General features: G+C 41.4%; 24 protein-coding genes. 16 read left to right on the top strand and 8 right to left on the bottom strand.

The features are described 5' to 3' along the window. Positions 1–191 precede the first annotated feature (191 nt). The 15 genes from AC1MCB_RS10915 (at position 192) to AC1MCB_RS10845 (ending at position 11,970) form a co-directional block, all read left to right on the top strand. Positions 192–1,526 carry a DEAD/DEAH box helicase gene (locus AC1MCB_RS10915; RefSeq protein WP_479964752.1) on the top strand — a complete coding sequence of 445 codons (1,335 nt, stop codon included), beginning with the start codon at positions 192–194 and terminating at the stop codon, positions 1,524–1,526. Positions 1,527–1,545: 19 nt separating this feature from the next. Then, positions 1,546–1,800 carry a hypothetical protein gene (locus AC1MCB_RS10910; RefSeq protein WP_479964751.1) on the top strand — a complete coding sequence of 85 codons (255 nt, stop codon included), beginning with the start codon at positions 1,546–1,548 and terminating at the stop codon, positions 1,798–1,800. A gap of 56 nt (positions 1,801–1,856) precedes the next feature. Continuing rightward, complete coding sequence (gldC, locus tag AC1MCB_RS10905; protein ID WP_479964750.1) at positions 1,857–2,219, top strand: gliding motility protein GldC; 363 nt, start codon at positions 1,857–1,859, stop codon at positions 2,217–2,219. A 7-nt stretch (positions 2,220–2,226) separates the two neighbouring features. Continuing rightward, a complete protein-coding gene (locus AC1MCB_RS10900) occupies positions 2,227–2,634 on the top strand; it encodes a hypothetical protein (protein WP_479964749.1) in 408 nt (135 codons plus the stop codon). A gap of 121 nt (positions 2,635–2,755) precedes the next feature. After that, a complete protein-coding gene (locus tag AC1MCB_RS10895; protein WP_479964748.1) occupies positions 2,756–3,415 on the top strand; it encodes a heme exporter protein CcmB in 660 nt (219 codons plus the stop codon). Between the two features lie 129 nt (positions 3,416–3,544). Next, positions 3,545–4,210 (top strand): cytochrome c biogenesis protein CcsA, encoded by a 666-nt coding sequence (ccsA, locus tag AC1MCB_RS10890; RefSeq protein ID WP_479964747.1) that lies wholly within the window; start codon positions 3,545–3,547, stop codon positions 4,208–4,210. 116 nt (positions 4,211–4,326) lie between these two features. Further along, entirely contained in the window at positions 4,327–4,539 is a 213-nt protein-coding gene (locus tag AC1MCB_RS10885) for a CcmD family protein (RefSeq protein ID WP_479964746.1), read from the top strand. A 154-nt stretch (positions 4,540–4,693) separates the two neighbouring features. Then, the gene (locus tag AC1MCB_RS10880) at positions 4,694–6,130 is read left to right on the top strand and encodes a Glu/Leu/Phe/Val family dehydrogenase (RefSeq protein WP_479964745.1); all 1,437 of its coding nucleotides are present in this window, start codon (positions 4,694–4,696) and stop codon (positions 6,128–6,130) included. A gap of 205 nt (positions 6,131–6,335) precedes the next feature. Beyond that, positions 6,336–6,749, top strand: a complete 414-nt coding sequence (locus AC1MCB_RS10875) for a cytochrome c maturation protein CcmE domain-containing protein (RefSeq protein ID WP_479964744.1) — start codon at positions 6,336–6,338, stop codon at positions 6,747–6,749. A gap of 6 nt (positions 6,750–6,755) precedes the next feature. Further along, complete coding sequence (locus tag AC1MCB_RS10870) at positions 6,756–9,227, top strand: heme lyase CcmF/NrfE family subunit (protein WP_479964743.1); 2,472 nt, start codon at positions 6,756–6,758, stop codon at positions 9,225–9,227. 84 nt (positions 9,228–9,311) lie between these two features. Beyond that, on the top strand, positions 9,312–10,082 hold the full coding sequence (locus tag AC1MCB_RS10865) for a Rossmann-like and DUF2520 domain-containing protein (protein ID WP_479964742.1): 771 nt from the start codon (positions 9,312–9,314) through the stop codon (positions 10,080–10,082). 32 nt (positions 10,083–10,114) lie between these two features. Beyond that, entirely contained in the window at positions 10,115–10,447 is a 333-nt protein-coding gene (locus AC1MCB_RS10860) for a 2Fe-2S iron-sulfur cluster-binding protein (protein WP_479968734.1), read from the top strand. Between the two features lie 33 nt (positions 10,448–10,480). Further along, positions 10,481–10,720, top strand: coding sequence for a Fe-S cluster assembly protein IscX (iscX, locus tag AC1MCB_RS10855; RefSeq protein WP_479964741.1), 240 nt, complete (start codon positions 10,481–10,483; stop codon positions 10,718–10,720). A 122-nt stretch (positions 10,721–10,842) separates the two neighbouring features. Next, positions 10,843–11,376 (top strand): KdsC family phosphatase, encoded by a 534-nt coding sequence (locus AC1MCB_RS10850; RefSeq protein WP_479964740.1) that lies wholly within the window; start codon positions 10,843–10,845, stop codon positions 11,374–11,376. 21 nt (positions 11,377–11,397) lie between these two features. After that, positions 11,398–11,970, top strand: a complete 573-nt coding sequence (locus tag AC1MCB_RS10845) for a Maf family nucleotide pyrophosphatase (RefSeq protein WP_479964739.1) — start codon at positions 11,398–11,400, stop codon at positions 11,968–11,970. A gap of 3 nt (positions 11,971–11,973) precedes the next feature. Here the strand turns inward: AC1MCB_RS10845 and AC1MCB_RS10840 are convergent, their stop codons facing one another. From AC1MCB_RS10840 to AC1MCB_RS10830, 3 genes are all read right to left on the bottom strand, one after another. Continuing rightward, positions 11,974–12,906, bottom strand: a complete 933-nt coding sequence (locus AC1MCB_RS10840) for a Ppx/GppA phosphatase family protein (protein ID WP_479964738.1) — start codon at positions 12,904–12,906, stop codon at positions 11,974–11,976. A gap of 102 nt (positions 12,907–13,008) precedes the next feature. Beyond that, positions 13,009–14,328 (bottom strand): ABC transporter permease, encoded by a 1,320-nt coding sequence (locus AC1MCB_RS10835; RefSeq protein WP_479964737.1) that lies wholly within the window; start codon positions 14,326–14,328, stop codon positions 13,009–13,011. A gap of 5 nt (positions 14,329–14,333) precedes the next feature. Beyond that, positions 14,334–15,242, bottom strand: coding sequence for an ABC transporter ATP-binding protein (locus tag AC1MCB_RS10830; RefSeq protein ID WP_479964736.1), 909 nt, complete (start codon positions 15,240–15,242; stop codon positions 14,334–14,336). Positions 15,243–15,440: 198 nt separating this feature from the next. Between AC1MCB_RS10830 and AC1MCB_RS10825 the strand changes: the two genes are divergently transcribed. Continuing rightward, positions 15,441–16,160 carry a hypothetical protein gene (locus AC1MCB_RS10825; RefSeq protein WP_479964735.1) on the top strand — a complete coding sequence of 240 codons (720 nt, stop codon included), beginning with the start codon at positions 15,441–15,443 and terminating at the stop codon, positions 16,158–16,160. Positions 16,161–16,222: 62 nt separating this feature from the next. Here AC1MCB_RS10825 and dnaJ read toward each other — a convergent pair whose 3' ends face one another. The 5 genes from dnaJ to AC1MCB_RS10800 form a co-directional block, all read right to left on the bottom strand. Further along, positions 16,223–17,392 (bottom strand): molecular chaperone DnaJ, encoded by a 1,170-nt coding sequence (gene dnaJ, locus AC1MCB_RS10820; RefSeq protein WP_479964734.1) that lies wholly within the window; start codon positions 17,390–17,392, stop codon positions 16,223–16,225. Positions 17,393–17,489: 97 nt separating this feature from the next. Beyond that, entirely contained in the window at positions 17,490–18,119 is a 630-nt protein-coding gene (locus AC1MCB_RS10815) for a nucleotide exchange factor GrpE (protein ID WP_479964733.1), read from the bottom strand. Between the two features lie 201 nt (positions 18,120–18,320). After that, positions 18,321–19,004 (bottom strand): cell division ATP-binding protein FtsE, encoded by a 684-nt coding sequence (locus AC1MCB_RS10810; protein WP_479964732.1) that lies wholly within the window; start codon positions 19,002–19,004, stop codon positions 18,321–18,323. Between the two features lie 2 nt (positions 19,005–19,006). After that, complete coding sequence (locus AC1MCB_RS10805) at positions 19,007–19,210, bottom strand: fructose-6-phosphate aldolase (protein WP_479964731.1); 204 nt, start codon at positions 19,208–19,210, stop codon at positions 19,007–19,009. A gap of 74 nt (positions 19,211–19,284) precedes the next feature. Continuing rightward, on the bottom strand, positions 19,285–20,319 hold the full coding sequence (locus AC1MCB_RS10800) for an acyl-CoA reductase (RefSeq protein WP_479964730.1): 1,035 nt from the start codon (positions 20,317–20,319) through the stop codon (positions 19,285–19,287). Between the last annotated feature and the right edge of the window lie 27 nt (positions 20,320–20,346).

Below are 20,346 nucleotides of genomic sequence, written 5' to 3'. Positions count from 1 at the left end.
AAACAAATGCTTAGTCATATCTCCTATTGTTCACCACTCATTGTATATCATGAAGGACCTGCTTTACGTAACGTGACAGCTGATTACGAACACTGTGACCAGCGAGGTTGTTATCATTTAAATGTTGTGATTTACTTGTACGAACATAAACGCTTTTTTATCACCAAATCCTAAAACCCTATCTTTGCGGTATGCCTCAATCTTTTGAAGACTTTAAGCTGAACCGACAGATTTTAAATGCTGTTGCTGATGCTGGTTATACCATTCCAACACCCATACAAGAAAAAGCGATTATGCCCATACTTTCCGGACAGGACATTATGGGTGTAGCTCAAACAGGTACGGGCAAAACGGCCGCCTTTGTATTGCCTATTTTAATGAAACTGAAATATGCACAGGGCGAAGATCCAAGGGCGCTGATCATTGCACCTACGCGGGAGCTTGCTATGCAGATTGAGGATAACATCCGTGCCTTTGCAAAATACACCGATCTGAGAACCGTAGTTATATATGGCGGACTGGGCCCGAAGACACAAATTGCAGAATTAAAAAAGGGAGTTGATATTCTAGTTGCAACCCCTGGAAGATTCCTGGACTTATACCTTGCCGGCCACATTAATACTCAGTACATCAAGTTTATGGTGATGGATGAGGCTGATAAGATGATGGACATGGGCTTCATCGGTTCTATTCACCGCATTTTGGAAGTCGTGCCACGTAGGCGCCAAAACCTGCTGTTCTCTGCTACGATGGGAGAGCTTGTTCATAAAATATCTGGTGACTTTTTGAAGCACCCTACGGTAATTGAAGTAAGTACCCAGGCTACACCGGCACAAACTGTCAGCCAACTTCTCTATCATGTGCCTAACTTAAAAACCAAATTAAACTTACTTCAGCAGTTGCTTAAACAGGATGAGGAAGTAAAACGCTTAATTATATTTTGTAAGACCAAAACTGTCGCAGATAATATCTATAGCTTTCTGGAAAAAAGATATGGTGCTAAGGAGGTCCGGGTTATTCATGCTAATAAGGGGCAGAACACGAGGATCAATTCTATCAATGCCTTCAAAGAGGGTGAAGTTCGAATTCTTGTTGCTACTGATGTAGCTTCCCGCGGTCTTGATGTAAGCAATGTGAGTCATGTAATCAATTTTGATGTACCCATTATTGTTGAAGATTATGTTCATCGTATTGGTCGCACGGGGCGTGCGTTTCAAACAGGGGATGCCATCACCTTTTGTAATCCGGCGGAAGAACATTTAATCCGCAAAATTGAGAAACTGATTCGTCAGCAAATCCCTCTTGCAGATATTCCGGAAGGTGTATTTATTGAAGAAACGCCCTATGAAGAACGCCAGGCCCTCGCGAAAGACATCGATATGCAGAAACGGAAAGAAGACCCTGATTTTATGGGCGCTTTCCATGAGAAAAAGGCGAAAAACACAAAAGGGGATATACAACCCAAAAAATCATCTAACAAACGATTTGATAAAGTCCACAAAAAAGACAGGAAGCGCGCTAAGTAATCTCAGATCTTAATTCCAAATGAAGGCCAGGATAACCCCCTTAAATATCGCATCCGCTGTGCTTTTGGTAATGGCTGCGCTACCATTGCTTGGAATCTCTAAGACATTTGCACCCACGGCCGGTTTTTATTATTATATGCTGCTCGTTGCGCTATGTGTCATCTCCGACCTGCTTTTTAGAAGTTTATTAAGGAATTTCAAACGCATTTGGATTGTAGAACTCTCTTTTATCATCTTTGTGGCGATCTTGATCTGGATACTAATGAGTATCTAGAATTACTTAAACCCATTTGATGCGAATCAAAATTAAAGAACAACATAATAACATTCATGAAGAAAGCTGAAATAAAACTAACTATAGAATTGGACGATCAAAACGTTCCGGAAAACATACTTTGGGAGTCAACAGACAGTAATACTAAAGAAGCACTGCCTGTGAAATCGATGATGCTGGCGTTGTGGGATCACAATTATAAAAATTCTCTTCGTATCGACCTTTGGACCAAGGACATGCCCGCCGATGAGATGAAACGGTTTTTCTATGAGACACTCCAGACCATGGGCGACAGCTTTTTGCGGGCCACAGGTGAGGAAGCGATCGTGGGAGACCTGCGGGATTACTGTGCTCACTTTGCTGAAAAAATGCAGTTAATGGATGGCGGAGGAACTCCTCCTGCCACTGAAGTCAAGTAAATCATTTATGAGATTTAAGGATTACCTGGGCCTGCTTGGGGCTCTGCTGGTTATTGCCGGAGGTATGAGCCCCATGCTTCGTATACCAATAATTGGCAACTGGAATTACTGGGATATTGATGTAGTGCTGGCAAGTATTGTCTTCGCGTTGGCTGCAGCCGGATTACTGGCTTCTGTATTGCGCAAAACCGGGGTTGTAAAATTTGCCGGTTGGGGAATCCTTATCGTAGTCATCTTTACTCTTGTGGCTGTATATTTCAAGGTGAATGATTATTTCAGCTTTATTCCATTTAAAAAATTGGCCCGTATAGCTACAAATGTTGTTGATTATAAATGGATCGGGTGGCTCATTATTTTTAGCGGCTCCTTAATAATGATAATTTTTTCAAAAAGGGAGCAACGTAACCTACGGTAATCCGAGATATTTTTTATTGGGCTGAAGCAAGTGAACACCCAATACTGCAGGACTTGCCTATTCTTTCATCACCTTTCAACTCATGAGTGCTTAAACTGAAAACGAAGTATATTTGTCGCTCATGAATTTGTTCAAACAGGTAAAATTCCTCATTTATAAAGAAATTGTGCTTGAGTGGCGTTCAAAATATGCCCTCAATGGAATTCTACTCTATGTGATTTCTACAGTGTTTGTGTGCTTCCTGAGCTTTAAAGCGATTGAACCAGTAACCTGGAATGCATTATTCTGGATTATCATGCTGTTCGCTTCTGTTAACGCCATTACTAAAAGCTTTGTTCAGGAAAGTATAGGCCGGCAGTTATACTTTTATACACTTGCAAGCCCTCAGGCAATTATCATCTCGAAGATTATATATAATATCTTTTTAATGATATTTCTTACACTGGTGGCTCTTTGTTTCTATATGGTCGTGTTCAAGAATCCGGTTGGCGACCTTCTTTATTATCTTCTGGCAGTTTTGTTAGGAAGCATTAGCTTCGCTTCGGTTTTTACTATGATATCGGCTATTGCTTCTAAAGCCCGAAATAGTGGAGCTTTAATGGCAATATTAAGTTTTCCGGTTATCATCCCACTACTGATTGTTCTGCTCAAATTCTCTAAAAACGCAATGGATGGCTTAGACCGCTCGGTATCATTAAATGAGATCGGGGTTCTGGCGGCTATTAATGGGATTGTAGTTACTATTTCGCTTTTACTTTTTCCTTATCTGTGGCGGGATTAGCCACAATTCTGGTATAAATTACTTCATTTCTTATAGCGGAAATTATTATCTCAAAATCGCAGTATCGGGTTGCAACCCTTTACTTAAATCTCTATAAATTCTTACCTTTGACCAATAATTTAGCTATTTATGACTAAAAGCTGGTGGAAAATACTCGCCGCAGTTCTCATTCTGTATTCTATAATTGGTGGCTTACTCATAAATGTTCCGGCACTGCCAATCCTTCACGAAACTATCCGAAATCTCTACTTCCATGTTCCGATGTGGTTCGCCATGATAGCCCTGTATCTTATATCGGTTATCTACAGCATCAGGTATTTAAACTCAGGAAAGACCAGTGATGACCTGATCGCAGTAGAGAGTGTTAATACCGGTGTGATCTTTTGTTTTCTTGGCTTGATCAGCGGGATGTTATGGGCCAACATTACATGGGGAGAACCCTGGCCGAATGATCCGAAATTAAACAGTTCTGCTATTTCAACACTAATGTACCTTGCCTACCTTGTACTTCGAAATTCAATAGAAGAGGAGCAAAAAAGGGGTAAAATTTCAGCTATCTACAATATTTTTGCTTTCCCTGTGATGATCGTATTACTCTTCATCCTGCCAAGGTTAACAGACTCTCTGCATCCCGGTAACGGAGGGAACCCTGGCTTTGGGGGTTATGATCTGGATAACACCATGAAACTTGTGCTCTATCCGACATTTATTGGTTGGATTCTGATGGGGGTGTGGTTGATGACGATCCGATACAGGATTCGTCTACTTGAGAATAAGAATGATCATTCATTTTAAAATTGATAAAGCCTGAATGATCGTCTTCAAGCATCTTCTTATTTTCTAAGCAGGTAAACCAACCGAGTAATATCGTCGTAACAATTTCAAATAATCTGGAAAACTAATACATCCTCATGAAACGAATCCTTACCCTTCTATTCATCATCTTCCAATCAGTTCAAACATTTGCACAGGAAACCAATTCTGTAGAGATGGCAACGGGTTTGCGGAGTTCTGGTAAAATCTATGTGGTTGTAGCTGTTATCAGTGTGATATTTATCGGTCTAGTGGCCTACTTGTTCAGCATTGATAAAAGGCTGAAAAAAATTGAACGTGAGAATAAATAAGAAAAGGTGGGTTTGAAAGCATTAAAGACTGTTTTTCAAGATAAAGTCAGCTGTGTAAACATCACACTAATGCTTTTTCAGTTGCGGGATTGTATTTTTTTAACTCACATTTGCAGCATAAAACCAACTAATTAAAAAATAGACAATTATTGTTATGGCAAAGACAACAGAGGCAACCCATCCTGAGATTAATTTCTTCGGTGATGTGTGCGAATTCTTTGATCATGCAGCCCAGTTTACTTCGCATTCTGAAGGACTGCTGGACCAGATCAGATCATGTAATAGCGTATATCGTTTCCGTTTCCCTATTCGCAGAGGAAATGGTGTTGAAGTAATTGATGCGTGGCGCGTAGAACATTCTCATCATAAATCTCCTACAAAAGGTGGTATTCGCTATAGCGAAATGGTTAATGAAGATGAGGTAATGGCGCTTGCAGCTTTAATGAGCTATAAATGTGCGATTGTCAACGTGCCTTTCGGCGGTGCTAAAGGCGGTATCAAAATCAACCCGAAAGAATATACCGTAGCGGAACTTGAAAATATTACTCGTCGCTACACTGTTGAATTAATTAAGAAAAACTTTATTGGTCCCGGCATTGACGTGCCTGCTCCTGACTACGGTTCGGGCGAACGCGAGATGAGCTGGATTGCTGATACTTATCAAACCATGAACCCGGGTCAGTTAGACGCGCTGGGTTGTGTAACCGGTAAACCTATCGCTTTACATGGTATTGCGGGTAGAAGAGAAGCAACCGGTCGCGGAGTAGCAATCTCTATCCGGGAGTGTGTTAGCGTTGCAGAAGATATGACTCCATTAGGCTTAACAGCTGGCCTGGAGGGCAAAAAAGTAATAGTTCAGGGGTTAGGAAATGTTGGCTACCATTCCGCCAAGTACCTTATTGAGTGGGGAGCGACTATAGTTGGATTATGTGAATTCGAAGGTGCTATTTACAATGAAAACGGCTTAGATCTTGATGAGGTTTTCAATCATCGCAAGTCAACCGGATCTATTTTGGGATATAGTAAGTCACAGGTAGAGTTTACAAATTCGGCTGAAGGATTAGAGCAGGCCTGCGATATACTGGTTCCTGCTGCGTTGGAAAACCAGATCACTGAAAATAATATCGGTAATATTAAAGCCAAGATCATAGCAGAAGCGGCCAATGGTCCGACGACTCCGGCTGCTGCCGCTGCTTTTATTGAGCGTGGCTGCATTATAATTCCAGATATGTATTGCAATGCAGGTGGCGTTACTGTTTCTTATTTCGAATGGTTGAAGAACCTTTCTCACGTTGCCTTTGGTCGTATGGACAAGCGGTATGAGGAAACCGCGAATCTTAACCTGGTGAATATGGTTGAGAAAACTACAGGTGTTACATTAGATAGCGTTCAACGTAGTATGATTATCAAAGGAGCATCTGAATTGGAACTGGTGAACTCCGGTTTGGAGGATACGATGATCCGCTCATATCACGAGATCCGTGAGATTAAAGTGCAAAATCCTAAGATTGACAGTTTGCGTACTGCAGCGTTTGTTAGCTCGATTGACAAAATAGCAGTATCATATATGAACATGGGAATCTGGCCATGATCTTTTGACATTTGTTTAACAAAAAGTCCGCGGTTATACCGAGGACTTTTTTTATTTAGAAGGCTATTTTTTCGTGTCTATGGTCCTCTAAACGGAGATTATATTGTTACAATGGTTAATTTAAATTCCTCATTTTTATTAGCTTAACGTGGGTTAAAATTGTATTTTTGCATCATAAAACAAGATTTAAATAAGTATCTAAATCATGAAGAAAAGCTCTATAGTCGGAATCATTCTTATCGCTATAGCTATATGTGTAATAATCAGCACATATGCTGATTCAAGCACTTATGGCAGTTTTACTGATGCTAAAGCTACAGATACCGAATTGCATATAGTTGGCCAGTTGAACAAAGACAAGGAACTGTTTTATAATCCACAAAAAGATGCCAATTACTTTGCCTTTTATATGAAGGATAACAAGGGGCAGGAGTGTAAAGTAGTTTTTAATGGAACAAAACCTCAGGATTTTGAACGCTCTGAACAGATAGTGCTCACCGGAAAAATGGTAGGCAGCGAATTTCATGCCTCCAAGATCTTAATGAAATGCCCGTCTAAATATACTAAAGACCAAATCGAAGTAAAAGAAGTCCGTGCCACGGCAGTTCAAACAAGTTAATTTTTCATGGATATACAATTTGTAGGCGAAAATCTTCTTCCGGGTAGGTTAGGCCAGTTCTTTATAGTTCTTTCATTCACCTCCGCTCTTCTTGCAACACTCAGTTATTATTTTGCTACTGTAAATAGTATAAAAAGCCCCCTTTCCGGCGAATTTGCTACATTTTCAGCTTCATGGAGGCGCATTGGGCGAGTTGCTTTTATGCTTAACCTGGTGGCTATTGTAGGAATTGGTTCGTGTCTGTTTTACATTATCTATAACCATCTTTTTGAATACCATTACGCCTGGGCGCACTCTTCGCGAACCCTTCCAGTTTACTATATCATCTCCTGTTTTTGGGAAGGCCAGGAAGGTAGCTTTTGGTTATGGACGTTCTGGCAGGGTGTTTTAGGGACAGTCATTTTGAAAAAGGCTAAGTCATGGGAGAATTCAGTGATGACAACCTTAATGTTCTCACAGACGTTTTTAGCCTCTATGCTTTTAGGTGTTGAAATATTTGGTAACCGTCTGGGAAGCTCACCGTTCATCCTCCTGAGGAATGCCATAGATGCTCCGATATTCTCACGACCAGATTATCTTCATTTAATTGAAGATGGTAACGGACTGAATCCGCTTTTACAGAACTACTGGATGGTCATACATCCGCCAACCTTATTTCTTGGGTTTGCCTCGATGATCGTTCCGTTCGCTTATGCAATAGGAGGACTGTGGGAACGACGATTTAAAGATTGGGTTAAGCCAGCGATGCCATGGGCTTTGTTTGCAGTTATGATCCTAGGAACCGGAATAATCATGGGTTCGTTCTGGGCATATGAAGCACTTAACTTTGGTGGTTTCTGGGCATGGGATCCGGTAGAAAATGCCTCTGTAATTCCATGGTTGACGCTGATAGCCGCGGTTCACGTTCTGATTGCTTATAAAAACTCTGGTCACTCTTATTTTACGGCAACTTTCCTTGTATACATCAGCTTTGTATTAGTTCTGTACGCATCGTTTTTAACGCGCAGCGGTATTTTAGGTGAAACTTCCGTACATGCCTTTACAGATCTGGGTATGTTTTGGCACCTGGTCATTTACATTCTGGCCTTTGCTGGAATTGGAATTTACATGATGGTAAGCAGGTTTAAAGAGATGCCTATCACCAAAAAGGACGAGGAAACGTACTCCCGTGAATTCTGGTTATTCATTGGTGCCCTGGTTTTAACCATCGCCTGTGTTCAGATCATTGCCACCACGTCGGTGCCTGTGTTTAATGCGATATTCGGAACAGAGATAGCGCCTCCGCCCGATGTTATTGAACATTATAATAAGTGGCAGGTACCATTCTTTGTCATAATTGCTATCATTTCTGCTTTCTCACAGTTCTTGAAATATAAGAAGACCGACTCACGTAAGTTCTTTATAAGCTTGATCGTTTCGCTTCTCGCTGCGGTGCTCGTTACTGCTGCGGTAGTTTATTTCACTAAAGTGTACACAAACGCGATGTACATAGTGTTAACCTATGCTGCGGTGTTTTCAATACTTGCAAACGGCAGGATACTCGGGGATGCTTTTAAAGGAAAATGGAAGCTTGCCGGTTCTGCAGTAGCTCATATTGGCTTCGCAATGTTGCTTGTTGGTGCGTTGGTAGCTGCCGCCACCCAAAAAACAGTATCGATTAATAATACAGGTGTAGGCTTTGGCGAAGAATTCGCTAAGAGCAACGATCCGAAAGAAAATATAATTCTTTACAAGGATGAGCCTGTAAAAATGGACCGTTATACAGTAACATACAGAGGTGACTCCACTGAAGGCGTTAATACTTATTACAGGGTAAACTATAAGGTGATCGATGAGAAGACGGGGAAGGTAAAAGAGAATTTTGACCTTTTCCCCAACGCTCAGCAAAACGTGAAGATGAAGCAGATCATTGCCTCACCAGACACGCGTCATTATATCTTAAACGATATTTATACTCACGTAAGCAGTGTTCCTTTGAAGGAAGAAACTCATGCACCTCATGAAGGTCATACCGATGAAGAGAATTATGAAAAACCACTGACGCATGAAGTGAACGTGGGTGATACAGTTCGCTATCGCGAGGGTTACATTGTTGTAAAATCGCTTAATCGTAACGCAGCAATTCAAAACATTCCGGTTGCAAGCGGTGACATCGCTATTGGTATGGCACTTGAAGTGACAGAAGGGGATAAAAAATATACTGCGGAACCCATTTATCTGTTGAAAAGCGGGGCGAAGTATGACTTTGGCAAAAACGTTGATGAGGCAGGATTAAAAGTGCGTTTCACGAATGTGTTTCCGGATAAGGACAAGCTTGAGCTGATGGTTTATCAAAAGCCTAAGATTGAAAGGGATTGGATAGTTCTGAAAGCTATCGAGTTTCCGTACATCAACCTTTTTTGGGGTGGAACGATAATCATGGTTATAGGGTTTCTTCTCTCAATTTTCCGTCGAAATAAAGAATTAAAGACTAGTTAGATCATACGGCCTGAAGTCGGCCGATACCATTTCAACCTCTACCTTTCGGACAAGGGGAATAGCGACTTCAAAACATCTTCTTTAATGGAAATAGTTCTTTTGGGCAGTGGCAATATTGCTACACATCTAGGCAAGGCTCTTAAAATGGCCGGTCAAAGTATCACACAGGTTTGGAGCCGTAACTTCGAAAAGGCGACAGAACTCGCCGATTCAGTAGGAGCCAAAGCTGTTAAAGAGCTCTCTCAAATTTCATCAACTGCAGGGCTTTATCTCCTTGCAGTAAATGACGATGGCATCCGGTCTATAGCAGAGCAATTACACGTTACTGACGGTTTAATTGTGCACACATCCGGCAGCACAGGTTTAGATGCTTTAGACGGCCTCTCAGCGAGGACCGGTGTATTCTATCCAATTCAAACCTTTAGTAAAACTAAGGCGGTTGATTTGAGACAAGTCCCTATTGCTATTGAAGGTAGTTCGGCCGAAGTTACTGATACCTTGCATTCGTTGGCGTCCAGGATTTCAGAACAAGTATTTGAAATGAACTCTGTGAAAAGAAGAACTGTTCATACAGCTGCCGTGTTTGCCTGCAATTTTACCAACCATATGTACGTACTTGCACAGGAACTCCTGAAGGAACAGAATCTTTCGCTTGACTTATTGAGGCCATTAATCGCGGAAACCGCTTTAAAGATCCAGTCGACTGATCCGGTGAGCGTTCAAACTGGTCCGGCTGTACGCAATGATCAGAGCACGATGGCCATGCAGCTGCAATTGTTAAAAGACAATCCTGACTTGCAGGAACTCTATGAGCGGCTCAGTCAAAGCATTATCAATTATCAAAAGATATCCTAACCTGCAGGTTAAAATTGTTAGTTTTGCCCCCGATGAACATGTATAAGATTAAAATCAATTTCGAAGAAGCAGGAAAAGAATCACTCGAACTGCCAATTATGCAAAACGAATCGGTGCTTGACGTTTGTTTGGATAATGGTATCGAATTGCAACATAACTGCGGAGGCGTTTGCGGATGCAGCACATGTCATGTTTATGTTAACCAGGGAATGGACAATCTCCAGGACATCTCAGACAAGGAAGAAGATTTTATTGACCGTGCTGTAGATCCAAGGATAACATCGCGTTTGGGTTGTCAATGCGTAATTATAGACGGCAATATTGAAGTTACTTTACCGAATCAGAACCAGTTTTTAGGGCATTAACCGTATCAGGCGTAAGCCGATTAAATATTTAATATGACTAGCAAGTTTGAATTACCGATTCACTGGAATGATCATGAAGACATCGCCATGGGCCTTTATGAAAAGTTCGGTGACATGTTCGGCGAATCGCAGATCTACCGGATTCGTTTCACCGAGCTGGTTGAGTGGGTTCTGAGTCTTCCGAATTTTGAAGGCAAGCGCGAGGAGTGTAACGAAGGACATCTTGAACAGATTCAGTCTGCCTGGGTATATGAATGGCGGGATAACCAGTAAATGCGCGAAATAAATGTGCAAATGTTTACAGAGCTACCAGATTACATTTGCCCTTTCCAGTTACGTAATTTCGAATCATCTAATTTGCACATTTGCACATTCTCTCATTTGCACATTTAGTTATGTTCCTCGAGAAGCTAAAATCTGTTAAAGCTTTTATTTTTGATGTAGATGGCGTCTTAACGGACGGCATTGTTCATGTTACAGAGGCTGGAGAGCAGTTGCGACAGTTTAACATCAAAGATGGTTATGCACTGCAACTAGCGGTTAAGCGAGGATATAAGATTGCCGTAATCACTGGTGGCAGGTCTGCCGGCGTAATGTTGCGATTGAAAGGACTTGGGATCACTGATGTTTTTATGCAGGTGGATTCAAAGGTTGAAGTTTACAAGCAATTTCTGTTGGATAATCAACTTACCTCGGCCGATATTCTATACATGGGTGACGATATTCCGGATTCCCCGGTAATGAAGTTAGTTGGTTTGCCTGTTTGCCCGCAGGATGCCGCTGAAGAAATAAAATCCATCTCAATCTATATTTCCCCTATTGTTGGCGGCAAAGGATGCGTCAGAGATATAATCGAAAAGGTACTAAAGATTCAGAATAAATGGGCTGATGATTCCCCTTCCGCAAAGGACGGAAGTTTTCAAAACTAGATCATCCGAACTCCTTCACATATGATGTCAGAATTTCCACCCATTATTTTAGCTTCTAAATCTCCCAGAAGACAGGAATTACTGAAGTTACTAGGAATAGATTTTCGTGTAGTGCTCAAAGAAGTGGATGAAAGCTTTCCAGACGGATTAACACCTGCAGAAACAGCACTCTACATTTCTGAGAAAAAGGTCCATGCCTTCGACGAAATTATCACCAATGAGATAGTGATCACCGCCGATACGATAGTGGTTATTAATAACCAAATATTAGGGAAGCCGGAAAATGAAGAGCATGCGTTTGAGATTTTATCTACTTTATCAGGAAGTAAGCATGAAGTGATCACTGCGGTCAGCTTATTGAAAGATCATAAAGTAACCAGCTTTTACGAAACGTCAGAGGTGTATTTCAAATCACTTAGCCCTGAGCAGATCCGCTATTATATTTCTGCCGGACAACCGATGGACAAAGCCGGAGCTTATGGAATCCAGGAATGGATTGGTCTTATTGCTATCGAAAAGCTCAATGGCTCTTATACCAATGTGGTAGGACTGCCCACGCACCGGCTTTATGAAGAGCTTTTAAAACTGATTTAACGGTTATTTCTCAGATATCATCCCGAACATAATACCCTCCTTCAAAGAGTTTTCTGATAAAATTAAGACCTCCAGATCCGGTAGCTTAAGTACAAATTGAGTTATAATGGTGGCAACTACAATCATGTCAACTCGCAAGGCAATTAATCCGGGCATTTGGCTGCGCTCGTCATGGGTAGACTTAAGGAGAATAGAAGCAATCTGATTAAAATGTTCAAGTTTTATCCCAGTTGAAGGTGAACTGCGACGCCGATTATAAGGATTAAACTTTCGTTGTACCAGCTCAGCAAAAGTCTCAAAAGCGCCCGCCGAACCGATCAGGACCTTAGGTTTGTATTTCCTGCATTCAACTTCAAGTTCAATTAATGTTTTCCTAAGGTGATCTGTAATCTTTCGGGTGTCTTCCGCTGAAATAGGATCAGAATGATGAAACAGGTCCATCATCTTGGCTGCGCCGATTGGATAGCTCTTTTTCCAGAATACTTCTGATGCATTGCATAAGATGAATTCGGTACTGCCGCCGCCAATATCCATTATTAGAGAAGGTTCATCATTCAACTTAATCGCCTCCCGAACACCGAGATATATTAATCGGGCTTCTTTCTCACCGTCTATGATTTCGATATCTATACCGGTAGTTCTTTTAATTTCTGCTATTAAATCCCTGCCATTTGAAGCGCTCCGGATAGCCGCTGTGGCCATTGCTTTAACCATGCTTACGTGATGAAACAAAATCAGTTCGTGGAATTTTTCCATGGCAGCAATACCGCGCTTAAAGGCATCTGGAGTAATTAGGCCCTTGTTTATTCCGCCCTGCCCAAGCTTAACAGCTATAGTTTCTTTGCAAACATTGCCCGGAATAATTTTATCACCGGTATCTGTAATAAGCAGGTGAAATGTATTGGTACCCAAGTCTATTACTGCTATCCGTTCCATTTGGTAAAGTAAATAAAAAGGAGCCTGTTTTACGAGCTCCTTTTTTATTCGGTGTACTTGATGGCCTATTAAACCAGTTATAATATCTGGAATGAAGAACGGTTACTCTTTATACATAAACCATTTCGCTAATTCCTTGTAGCTCGTTTTCTTTCCGTACATTAAAATTCCAACCCGGTAAATACGGGCAGCTACCCAGGTGGTGAAAATAAAACCTCCGATTAGCAGGGCCATAGACAAGGCCAGCTCCCAGGCAGGTACACCGAATGGGATCCTGATCATCATTGCAATTGGGGAAGTGAAGGGAATCATTGAAAGCCAGAAGGACAGAGTACTGTCGGGATTATTAACAATAACATTCATCCCAATAATGAACGTGAAGATGAGCGGGAGTGTGATGGGTAGCATGAATTGCTGCGTCTCCGTCTCATTATCAACAGCGGAACCCACCGCGGCAAACAACGCACTGTAGATCAGGTAACCACCCAGGAAATAAAAGAGGAATGTTCCGATAATATAAGGCATATCTACGGTTGAAGCAGCTTTGCTGAAATTCATAAACATATCCGAATCTGTTTCCCCCGCGCCGCTTGCCATACTCACCCGATCCTTACCTAGCTGCTCAACCTTCTGCTTAGTTTCCGTCGTCTTGATAAACAACGTTCCGGCCACTGTAGTCAGTCCGACAGATAAGATAATCCATAACAAAAACTGGGTTAAGCCAACTGCTCCTATACCTAAGATTTTGCCAAGCATTAACTGGAATGGCTTCACCGACGACACAATAACCTCAATGATACGAGTGGTTTTCTCTTCAATAACGCCCCGCATAACCTGGGTGCCATAGATAAAAAGGGAGATATAGATCAAAAAAGCGGCAACAAATCCCACAACGAACGACGCCCCTACACTTGCATCCTTTTCACCTTCTTCAGTGATCTGCCGGGCATTAATACTGAGCTTTGGCTTTGCCTGGTTAATAATCGCAGTGTCTATGCCGGCCATTACCAGGCGCTTATCCTGCAGTATCGCTTCCATCTGATCTTCTATATCACCAAGAATATTTAAGCCTGGTTTCTTTTCAGATACGATCTCGATGTTCTTAGCGGTTTCATAGTCAGCTGGAATATATAGAAGGAAATCCGCCTTTGACTCAGGCAGGTCTTTTTTGGCCTGCAGATAATTTCCTTTAATATACTGGAAGTCAAGGTTCTTTTTATCACTTAGTTTGTTTACAAAAACGCCTGACTGATCAAGTACCTGGATCTGCTTCTTGTCATCGTCACCTTTAATAAATATGAAGATCACCAATGCGTACATACCAATGAAGAGCAGCGGGACAAGAAAAGTCATTAGCAGGAATGATTTCTTTTTTACCCGGCTAAAATATTCACGTTGTATAATGAGTAAAGTTTTGTTCATGATTTTTAATTAAGGGCTGTCACTTTTTGGATGAATATTTCATTGATACTTGGAATTACTTCGGTCATCTGGGTAATGTGTACCTGCGGTATCAGATAGGCTAACACATCATTAGACGTTTTATGATCGTTTATTTTCAGAGTTATCTGTCGTCCCTCTTCGGTTTGCTGCTGTCCAAGTATTTCAAACAGATCATCGTTCAACCGCAGTTCTGAGCCATTTGCCTGGTACTCGATCCTGTACGTGTTATTCCGGTATGAATTTTTGATTTGCTTCACACCACCGTCTAGTATCTTGTGTGACTTATGAATCAACGCAATATTATCGCACAGCTGCTCCACAGATTCCATTCGATGTGTAGAGAATATAATGGTAGCACCTCTTTTATTCAACTCTAAAATTTCCTTCGTGATGATCTCCGCATTCACCGGGTCGAAGCCTGAGAAAGGTTCATCAAGGATAATCAGCTCCGGTTCGTGAACCACAGTAGCTACAAACTGGACTTTCTGCTGCATCCCTTTACTAAGATCTTCTACCTTCTTATTCCACCAGGTCTGCATTTCCATTTTCTCAAACCAGAACTTTATCTTCTTGATGGCCTCATCTTTCCGCATACCCTTTAACCGGGCCAGGTATAGCATCTGTTCGCCAATTTCCATTTTCTTATATAAGCCTCTTTCTTCAGGCAGATAACCAATCTGGGCAATGTGCGATGGATTTAGTTTTTCACCGTTGATGAGAATCTCCCCGGCATCGGGTGCGGTGATCTGATTGATGATGCGGATAAGCGAGGTTTTTCCGGCGCCGTTAGGTCCCAGCAAACCGAATATTTTGCCGTGCTCTATTTCGATGCTGACATCGTCCAATGCACGGTGATTGGCGTATTGCTTTACAATGTTTCTGATACTGAGCATAAATTGTTAGTTGAAGATATTTTTTGCTGTTAGAGGGTTAAAAATAAAGTAAGTTACATAGTTTTTAAAGTTTAGAACAGGTAAGTGATCCAGGTAAGATATAGGTATAAATAATACACCGCAAAACACTTTAAATTTATCTATTTTTTCAAGGCTGAGGTAATAGATGGATTGCTCGTCAGCGAATAAATAACGCCAATGAAAATTATAACGTGGAACTGCAATATGGCGTTCCGCAACAAAGCAGATTCGATATTATCTCTCAGACCGGATATCCTTATCGTTCCTGAGTGCGAACATCCGGAGAAACTGATATTTAAACCAGGCAGTCAAATCCCAACCGATTCATTCTGGTATGGAAGCAATAAGAATAAAGGCCTTGGAGTATTTTCATTTAGCCATTACAAATTCAAATTGCTTGATTGTCACAACCCCAGTTTCAAGAACATTTTTCCCTTATCAGTAAGCGCACCCGGTTGTTTGGATTTTATTTTGTTTGCGGTGTGGGCGAACAATCCAGAAGATATTGACGGTGCCTATATAACCCAGGTGTGGAAAGCGATACAACATTATGATGAGCTACTAACAAATAGCCGAACCATATTAATAGGTGATTTCAACAGTAACACTATTTGGGATAAACCCAGAAGGGAAGGCAATCATTCCACTGTAGTTGAAAAGCTTGCATCAAAACAAATCTTTAGCACTTATCATCAGCATTTCAATCTCAAACAGGGAGAAGAATTACATCCCACTTTATTTATGTACCGTCATGAGAATAAGCCATACCATATAGATTATTGCTTTGCTTCTTTTGATTTCATTGAGAAACTCAGCAGCGTGAAGGTGGGAAGTTATAACGATTGGACAAAGTTAAGCGACCATAAACCTCTGATCGTTGAATTTGATATGAATTGAAAAAAGAAAAAGGGCCATTCCAAATAATGGAAAAGCCCCTAAATCTTTTAGCCTATATTATTTTACTCAAAATACTCTTTCATCCGGTCGAAGAAGCTTTTCTCGTTCTTACCCGGTTGAGGTTTAAAGTTCGGCGAGTGTTGTAATTTTTCCAGCGCATCACGCTCGTCTTTATTGATAACTTTTGGTGTCCAGATATTCACATAAATAAGCTGGTCGCCACGATGGTACGAGTTCACTTCAGGAACACCTTTCGCTTTCAGACGTAAAATTTTACCGCCCTGGGTGCCTGGTTCGATTTTGATCTTCGCCTTACCATCAATAGTAGGCACTTCAACACTCGATCCTAATACCGCATCAATGAAACTGATGTGCAAATCGTAAATTATATTATTTCCTTCACGTTTAAGGAATTCATGAGGCAGCTCTTCAATCAGAATGATAAGATCGCCCGGTACACCTCCGCGAGGTGCTGCATTACCTTTTCCGCTCATTGAAAGTTGCATGCCTTCGCTTACACCTGCAGGAATGTTAATAGTAATGGTTTCTTCACCACGAGTTAAACCTTCACCATGACAGGTATTACATTTAGCAGTGATCTCTGTTCCTTCTCCGTTACAAGTAGGGCAGGTGCTGGTTGTTTGCATCTGTCCTAAAATAGTATTAGTTACCCGGCGCACAGAGCCTGCTCCGCCACAGGTATGACAGGTATGGAATGATGAGCGGTCTTTTGCTCCGGTACCGTCGCAGGTATTACAAACAACCTGCTTGTTTACTTTTATCTTCTTCTCGGTTCCTTTAGCAATCTCTTCCAGCGTTAGTTTTACCTTGATACGCAGATTGCTGCCTTTGCTAACACGCCTTCCGCCACGGGTCTGTCCGCCGCCACCGCCGAAAAAGCTATCAAAAGGACTACCACCACTGCCGCCGAAAATATCACCGAACTGGCTGAAAATATCATCCATATTCATGTTGCCGCCACCGTATCCACCACCGGCTGCGCTACCCGCGTTCGCTGCATGGCCATACTGGTCGTAACGTTTTTTCTTGTCGCCGTTACTTAACACTTCGTAAGCCTCGGCGGCTTCCTTGAAGTTTTCTTCGGCTTGTTTATCGCCAGGGTTCTTATCCGGGTGATATTTGATGGCCATTTTCCGGTAAGCCTTCTTTATCTCATCAGCGTTGGAATTGCGCTGCACACCCAGTATATCGTAATAATCTCTTTTAGCCATTTTTCTTTTTCAATACAATGCAAATAACTCAATGCAACCTTTATTTAAGCGCTCTGTTAGATTTGCACATTCACTTATTTGCACATCTGCAAATTATTTAAGCACCAATAACCACTTTAGCGTACCGGATCACCTTGTCGTTAAGATAGTACCCTTTTTCTAGTTCATCAATAATTTTGCCTTTCAAATCATCTGAAGGGGACGGAATAGTGGTAATGCCTTCATGCAGATCCGCATCAAAAATAACACCCTTAGCTTCCATTTCTTTCAAGCCTTTTTGAGCTAGCGTGCTCTTGATCTTATGATTGATCAGCGCTACTCCTTCTTTTACTGCATTAACATCAACTGCGGTTTCCATTGCCTTTAAAGCACGATCAAGATCGTCCAAAACAGGTAATAAATCAATGATCACATCTTTACCTGCGGTTTGCTGCAGTTCTATACGTTCTTTTACCGTGCGACGTTTGTAATTATCAAACTCCGCGTAAAGCCTTAAGTACTTATTGTTCGATTCGGCTAATTCAGCCCTTAGTTTATCTTCCTCAGAAATTTCGGTTTCTTCTACAGGAAGGTCTTCTTCCAAATCATTTTTATGCTTCTGATTCGCATCATTTACATTTTTAATCTCTTCTTTTATCTCTTCAGAGATTTCCGTTTGCTCCTGTACTTCAGGATCTTGTGGTTCGTCTTGAATTTTCTTTTTTTTCAACATATCTGAAAAATTCATGTGCTTTTATTTAAGTGAAACCGGATGCCCAAATAATTTAGGTACCTGATTGAATTTTAAGTGCTGTGTATAAACAGTTTATTCCACTCTCGATAGACAATTTTTTTGCCAATGTTGATTATCAGTCAAGGTGTCAGCCCTTAACGCAAAAAAAAGCATGGAGTTAAGAATAGAGTGGTTTTTTGGCAGTTTAAGCGTTTTTTAGACAATAGTGGCACCCTCATGCACTTTTCCGCCTTCGCATTTAATAATGCGTGAAGGGAAGGTACGAATGATATGGTAATCGTGGGAGGCCATCAGCACCGCTGTGCCGCCCTGGCTGATCTGCTTAAGCAGAATCACGATTTCCTCTGAAGTATCCGGATCAAGATTGCCGGTTGGCTCATCAGCCAGGATGATTTCCGGATCATTTAGCAATGCACGTGCAATTACAATTCGCTGCTGCTCACCGCCTGAAAGTTCGTGAGGCATTTTCCTCAGCTTCGAGCGTAAGCCCACTTTATCAAGTACATCATAAATGCGCTCAGATATTAACTTTTTGTCTTTCCAGCCTGTCGCCTTCATTACAAAGATCAGGTTGTCTTCAATGGTACGATCAGTAAGTAGCTGAAAATCCTGGAACACGATACCAAGCTTACGCCGTAAAAATGGTACGTCTCTCTCCGCTAATTTCTTGAGTTCAAAACCCGCTACGTAGCCTTCACCACTCGAAATAAGCAGATCACCGTAGATGATTTTCAACAAACTACTCTTTCCGGAACCTGTTTGTCCAATCAGGAAAACAAATTCGCCTTTATCAACCTGCAGATTTACATTGTTAAGCACAAGGTGTTTTTGCTGATACACATCAACTCCCTGTAATTTTATAATTGAATCACCAACCATACTTATATATCTAATTTGAGGATCTTCCCGAAAGGCAGATCATGTACCATTCGCATAATGTATTCTTCATGATTACCAAGACCGGCTTTTTGCAACGCTTTTTCCGGACGATCAACCCTGAAATACGCTAGCAGGGTAAACTTTTCGTCGCGCAGCTGAACATAATCGGGTATTTTGGCCACCCCCTTTACCTTAATAATGTACATGAGCGCCAAAGTTAAAGTTTTCTGTAAAAGAAAAGCTTAAACTCTCTTTAATAATGAATACGGAGAAAGTGATATTATAGTTTGTTGAGAAATGCCATGGTATCCACCCGGTCGGCATAATCCCAAAGACGGGGCTGCTGCGTTTCACCGAAATAAACCTGAGCCATTTCGACGGACGGTTTAGTCTTGCTTACCAGGCATTGTACCTGGTCCGTTAGTGGCTCCAGCAATTGCGGTAGTTGCATCAGGCTCATATACTCTTCAAAATACAGCACAGCCAAAGGCGAGGCAATTCGTTCGTCCTTCTTTAACAGCAGAAAACCATTATCCAGGTGCTTATCAAGGTTCACCAGGAATATAGATTTATTGTAATCGTAATTATTGTTGTACTTGTGATGATCCGATACCGGCTTAAATTCCTCAATCGCCTCAAAGAAGTTTCTGAAGTCGTAACCCTCCGGTACGTAAAGCTTAGAAACATTCCGGCATCCTAACCCAAAGTAATCGAATATATCATGACCCAGTGCTCTAAGTTCTGATTCAGTCTCGCTGCCGTCCAGGATAGCAATGCTGTTTCGGTTCTTGCGGATAATATGAGGAACGTTTTTGAAGTAATATTCAAAATACCTGCTGGTGTTCCCGCTGCCGGTGGCAATCACGGCATCAAAGCCACTAAGACGTTCAATAAACTCAAAACTGTTTTTAAACTCTGGCTCAATTTCAACCAGTTTGTTCAAAATATAGGGTATCAGCTTTTGATCTTGTGAAGACAGTTTGATCAGCGCTTTATTGCCGGAAGCCAGAACGCAAAGAATGTCGTGAAAACCAACCAGCGGAATGTTGCCGGCTAAGACCAAACCAACTGATTTTTGTTCTGCCGTATCTGGGAGATTCTCGCTTTTATCCAGCCATTGCGCCAGGTCTTCCTGATTAAGCATTCTGCCGATTGCAGTAATTGCTTTACGTGTATTTTCTGCGGTAAACCAGGCATTCTGATATGGAGCGGATATAATTAATTGTTCTAAATTTTCATCCGGAAACATTAAAAAACCGCCTAGCTGAGCGAAAGCACTAATCCTGTTTTGAGTTGTCAAAATCTTAATGTCCAAACTTAAATCCTTCAAATTATGTTATAT

The sequence above is a fragment of the Daejeonella sp. AP26 genome, from assembly GCF_056680515.1.
The sequence above is the reverse complement of the archived record's forward strand: the minus strand, read 5'-3'. Positions and strand labels throughout refer to the sequence as shown.

Coding starts and splice junctions, on each gene's coding strand:
- AC1MCB_RS10815 (WP_479964733.1), bottom strand. CDS start 18,119: ATGAATTTTTCAGATATGTTGAAAAAAAAGAAAATTCAAGACGAACCA.
- AC1MCB_RS10805 (WP_479964731.1), bottom strand. CDS start 19,210: ATGTACATTATTAAGGTAAAGGGGGTGGCCAAAATACCCGATTATGTT.
- iscX (WP_479964741.1), top strand. CDS start 10,481: ATGACTAGCAAGTTTGAATTACCGATTCACTGGAATGATCATGAAGAC.
- AC1MCB_RS10825 (WP_479964735.1), top strand. CDS start 15,441: ATGAAAATTATAACGTGGAACTGCAATATGGCGTTCCGCAACAAAGCA.
- AC1MCB_RS10870 (WP_479964743.1), top strand. CDS start 6,756: ATGGATATACAATTTGTAGGCGAAAATCTTCTTCCGGGTAGGTTAGGC.
- ccsA (WP_479964747.1), top strand. CDS start 3,545: ATGACTAAAAGCTGGTGGAAAATACTCGCCGCAGTTCTCATTCTGTAT.
- AC1MCB_RS10860 (WP_479968734.1), top strand. CDS start 10,115: ATGAACATGTATAAGATTAAAATCAATTTCGAAGAAGCAGGAAAAGAA.
- AC1MCB_RS10880 (WP_479964745.1), top strand. CDS start 4,694: ATGGCAAAGACAACAGAGGCAACCCATCCTGAGATTAATTTCTTCGGT.
- AC1MCB_RS10910 (WP_479964751.1), top strand. CDS start 1,546: ATGAAGGCCAGGATAACCCCCTTAAATATCGCATCCGCTGTGCTTTTG.
- AC1MCB_RS10875 (WP_479964744.1), top strand. CDS start 6,336: ATGAAGAAAAGCTCTATAGTCGGAATCATTCTTATCGCTATAGCTATA.
- gldC (WP_479964750.1), top strand. CDS start 1,857: ATGAAGAAAGCTGAAATAAAACTAACTATAGAATTGGACGATCAAAAC.
- AC1MCB_RS10845 (WP_479964739.1), top strand. CDS start 11,398: ATGATGTCAGAATTTCCACCCATTATTTTAGCTTCTAAATCTCCCAGA.
- AC1MCB_RS10900 (WP_479964749.1), top strand. CDS start 2,227: ATGAGATTTAAGGATTACCTGGGCCTGCTTGGGGCTCTGCTGGTTATT.
- dnaJ (WP_479964734.1), bottom strand. CDS start 17,392: ATGGCTAAAAGAGATTATTACGATATACTGGGTGTGCAGCGCAATTCC.
- AC1MCB_RS10895 (WP_479964748.1), top strand. CDS start 2,756: ATGAATTTGTTCAAACAGGTAAAATTCCTCATTTATAAAGAAATTGTG.
- AC1MCB_RS10840 (WP_479964738.1), bottom strand. CDS start 12,906: ATGGAACGGATAGCAGTAATAGACTTGGGTACCAATACATTTCACCTG.
- AC1MCB_RS10865 (WP_479964742.1), top strand. CDS start 9,312: ATGGAAATAGTTCTTTTGGGCAGTGGCAATATTGCTACACATCTAGGC.
- AC1MCB_RS10885 (WP_479964746.1), top strand. CDS start 4,327: ATGAAACGAATCCTTACCCTTCTATTCATCATCTTCCAATCAGTTCAA.
- AC1MCB_RS10810 (WP_479964732.1), bottom strand. CDS start 19,004: ATGGTTGGTGATTCAATTATAAAATTACAGGGAGTTGATGTGTATCAG.
- AC1MCB_RS10835 (WP_479964737.1), bottom strand. CDS start 14,328: ATGAACAAAACTTTACTCATTATACAACGTGAATATTTTAGCCGGGTA.
- AC1MCB_RS10830 (WP_479964736.1), bottom strand. CDS start 15,242: ATGCTCAGTATCAGAAACATTGTAAAGCAATACGCCAATCACCGTGCA.
- AC1MCB_RS10915 (WP_479964752.1), top strand. CDS start 192: ATGCCTCAATCTTTTGAAGACTTTAAGCTGAACCGACAGATTTTAAAT.
- AC1MCB_RS10850 (WP_479964740.1), top strand. CDS start 10,843: ATGTTCCTCGAGAAGCTAAAATCTGTTAAAGCTTTTATTTTTGATGTA.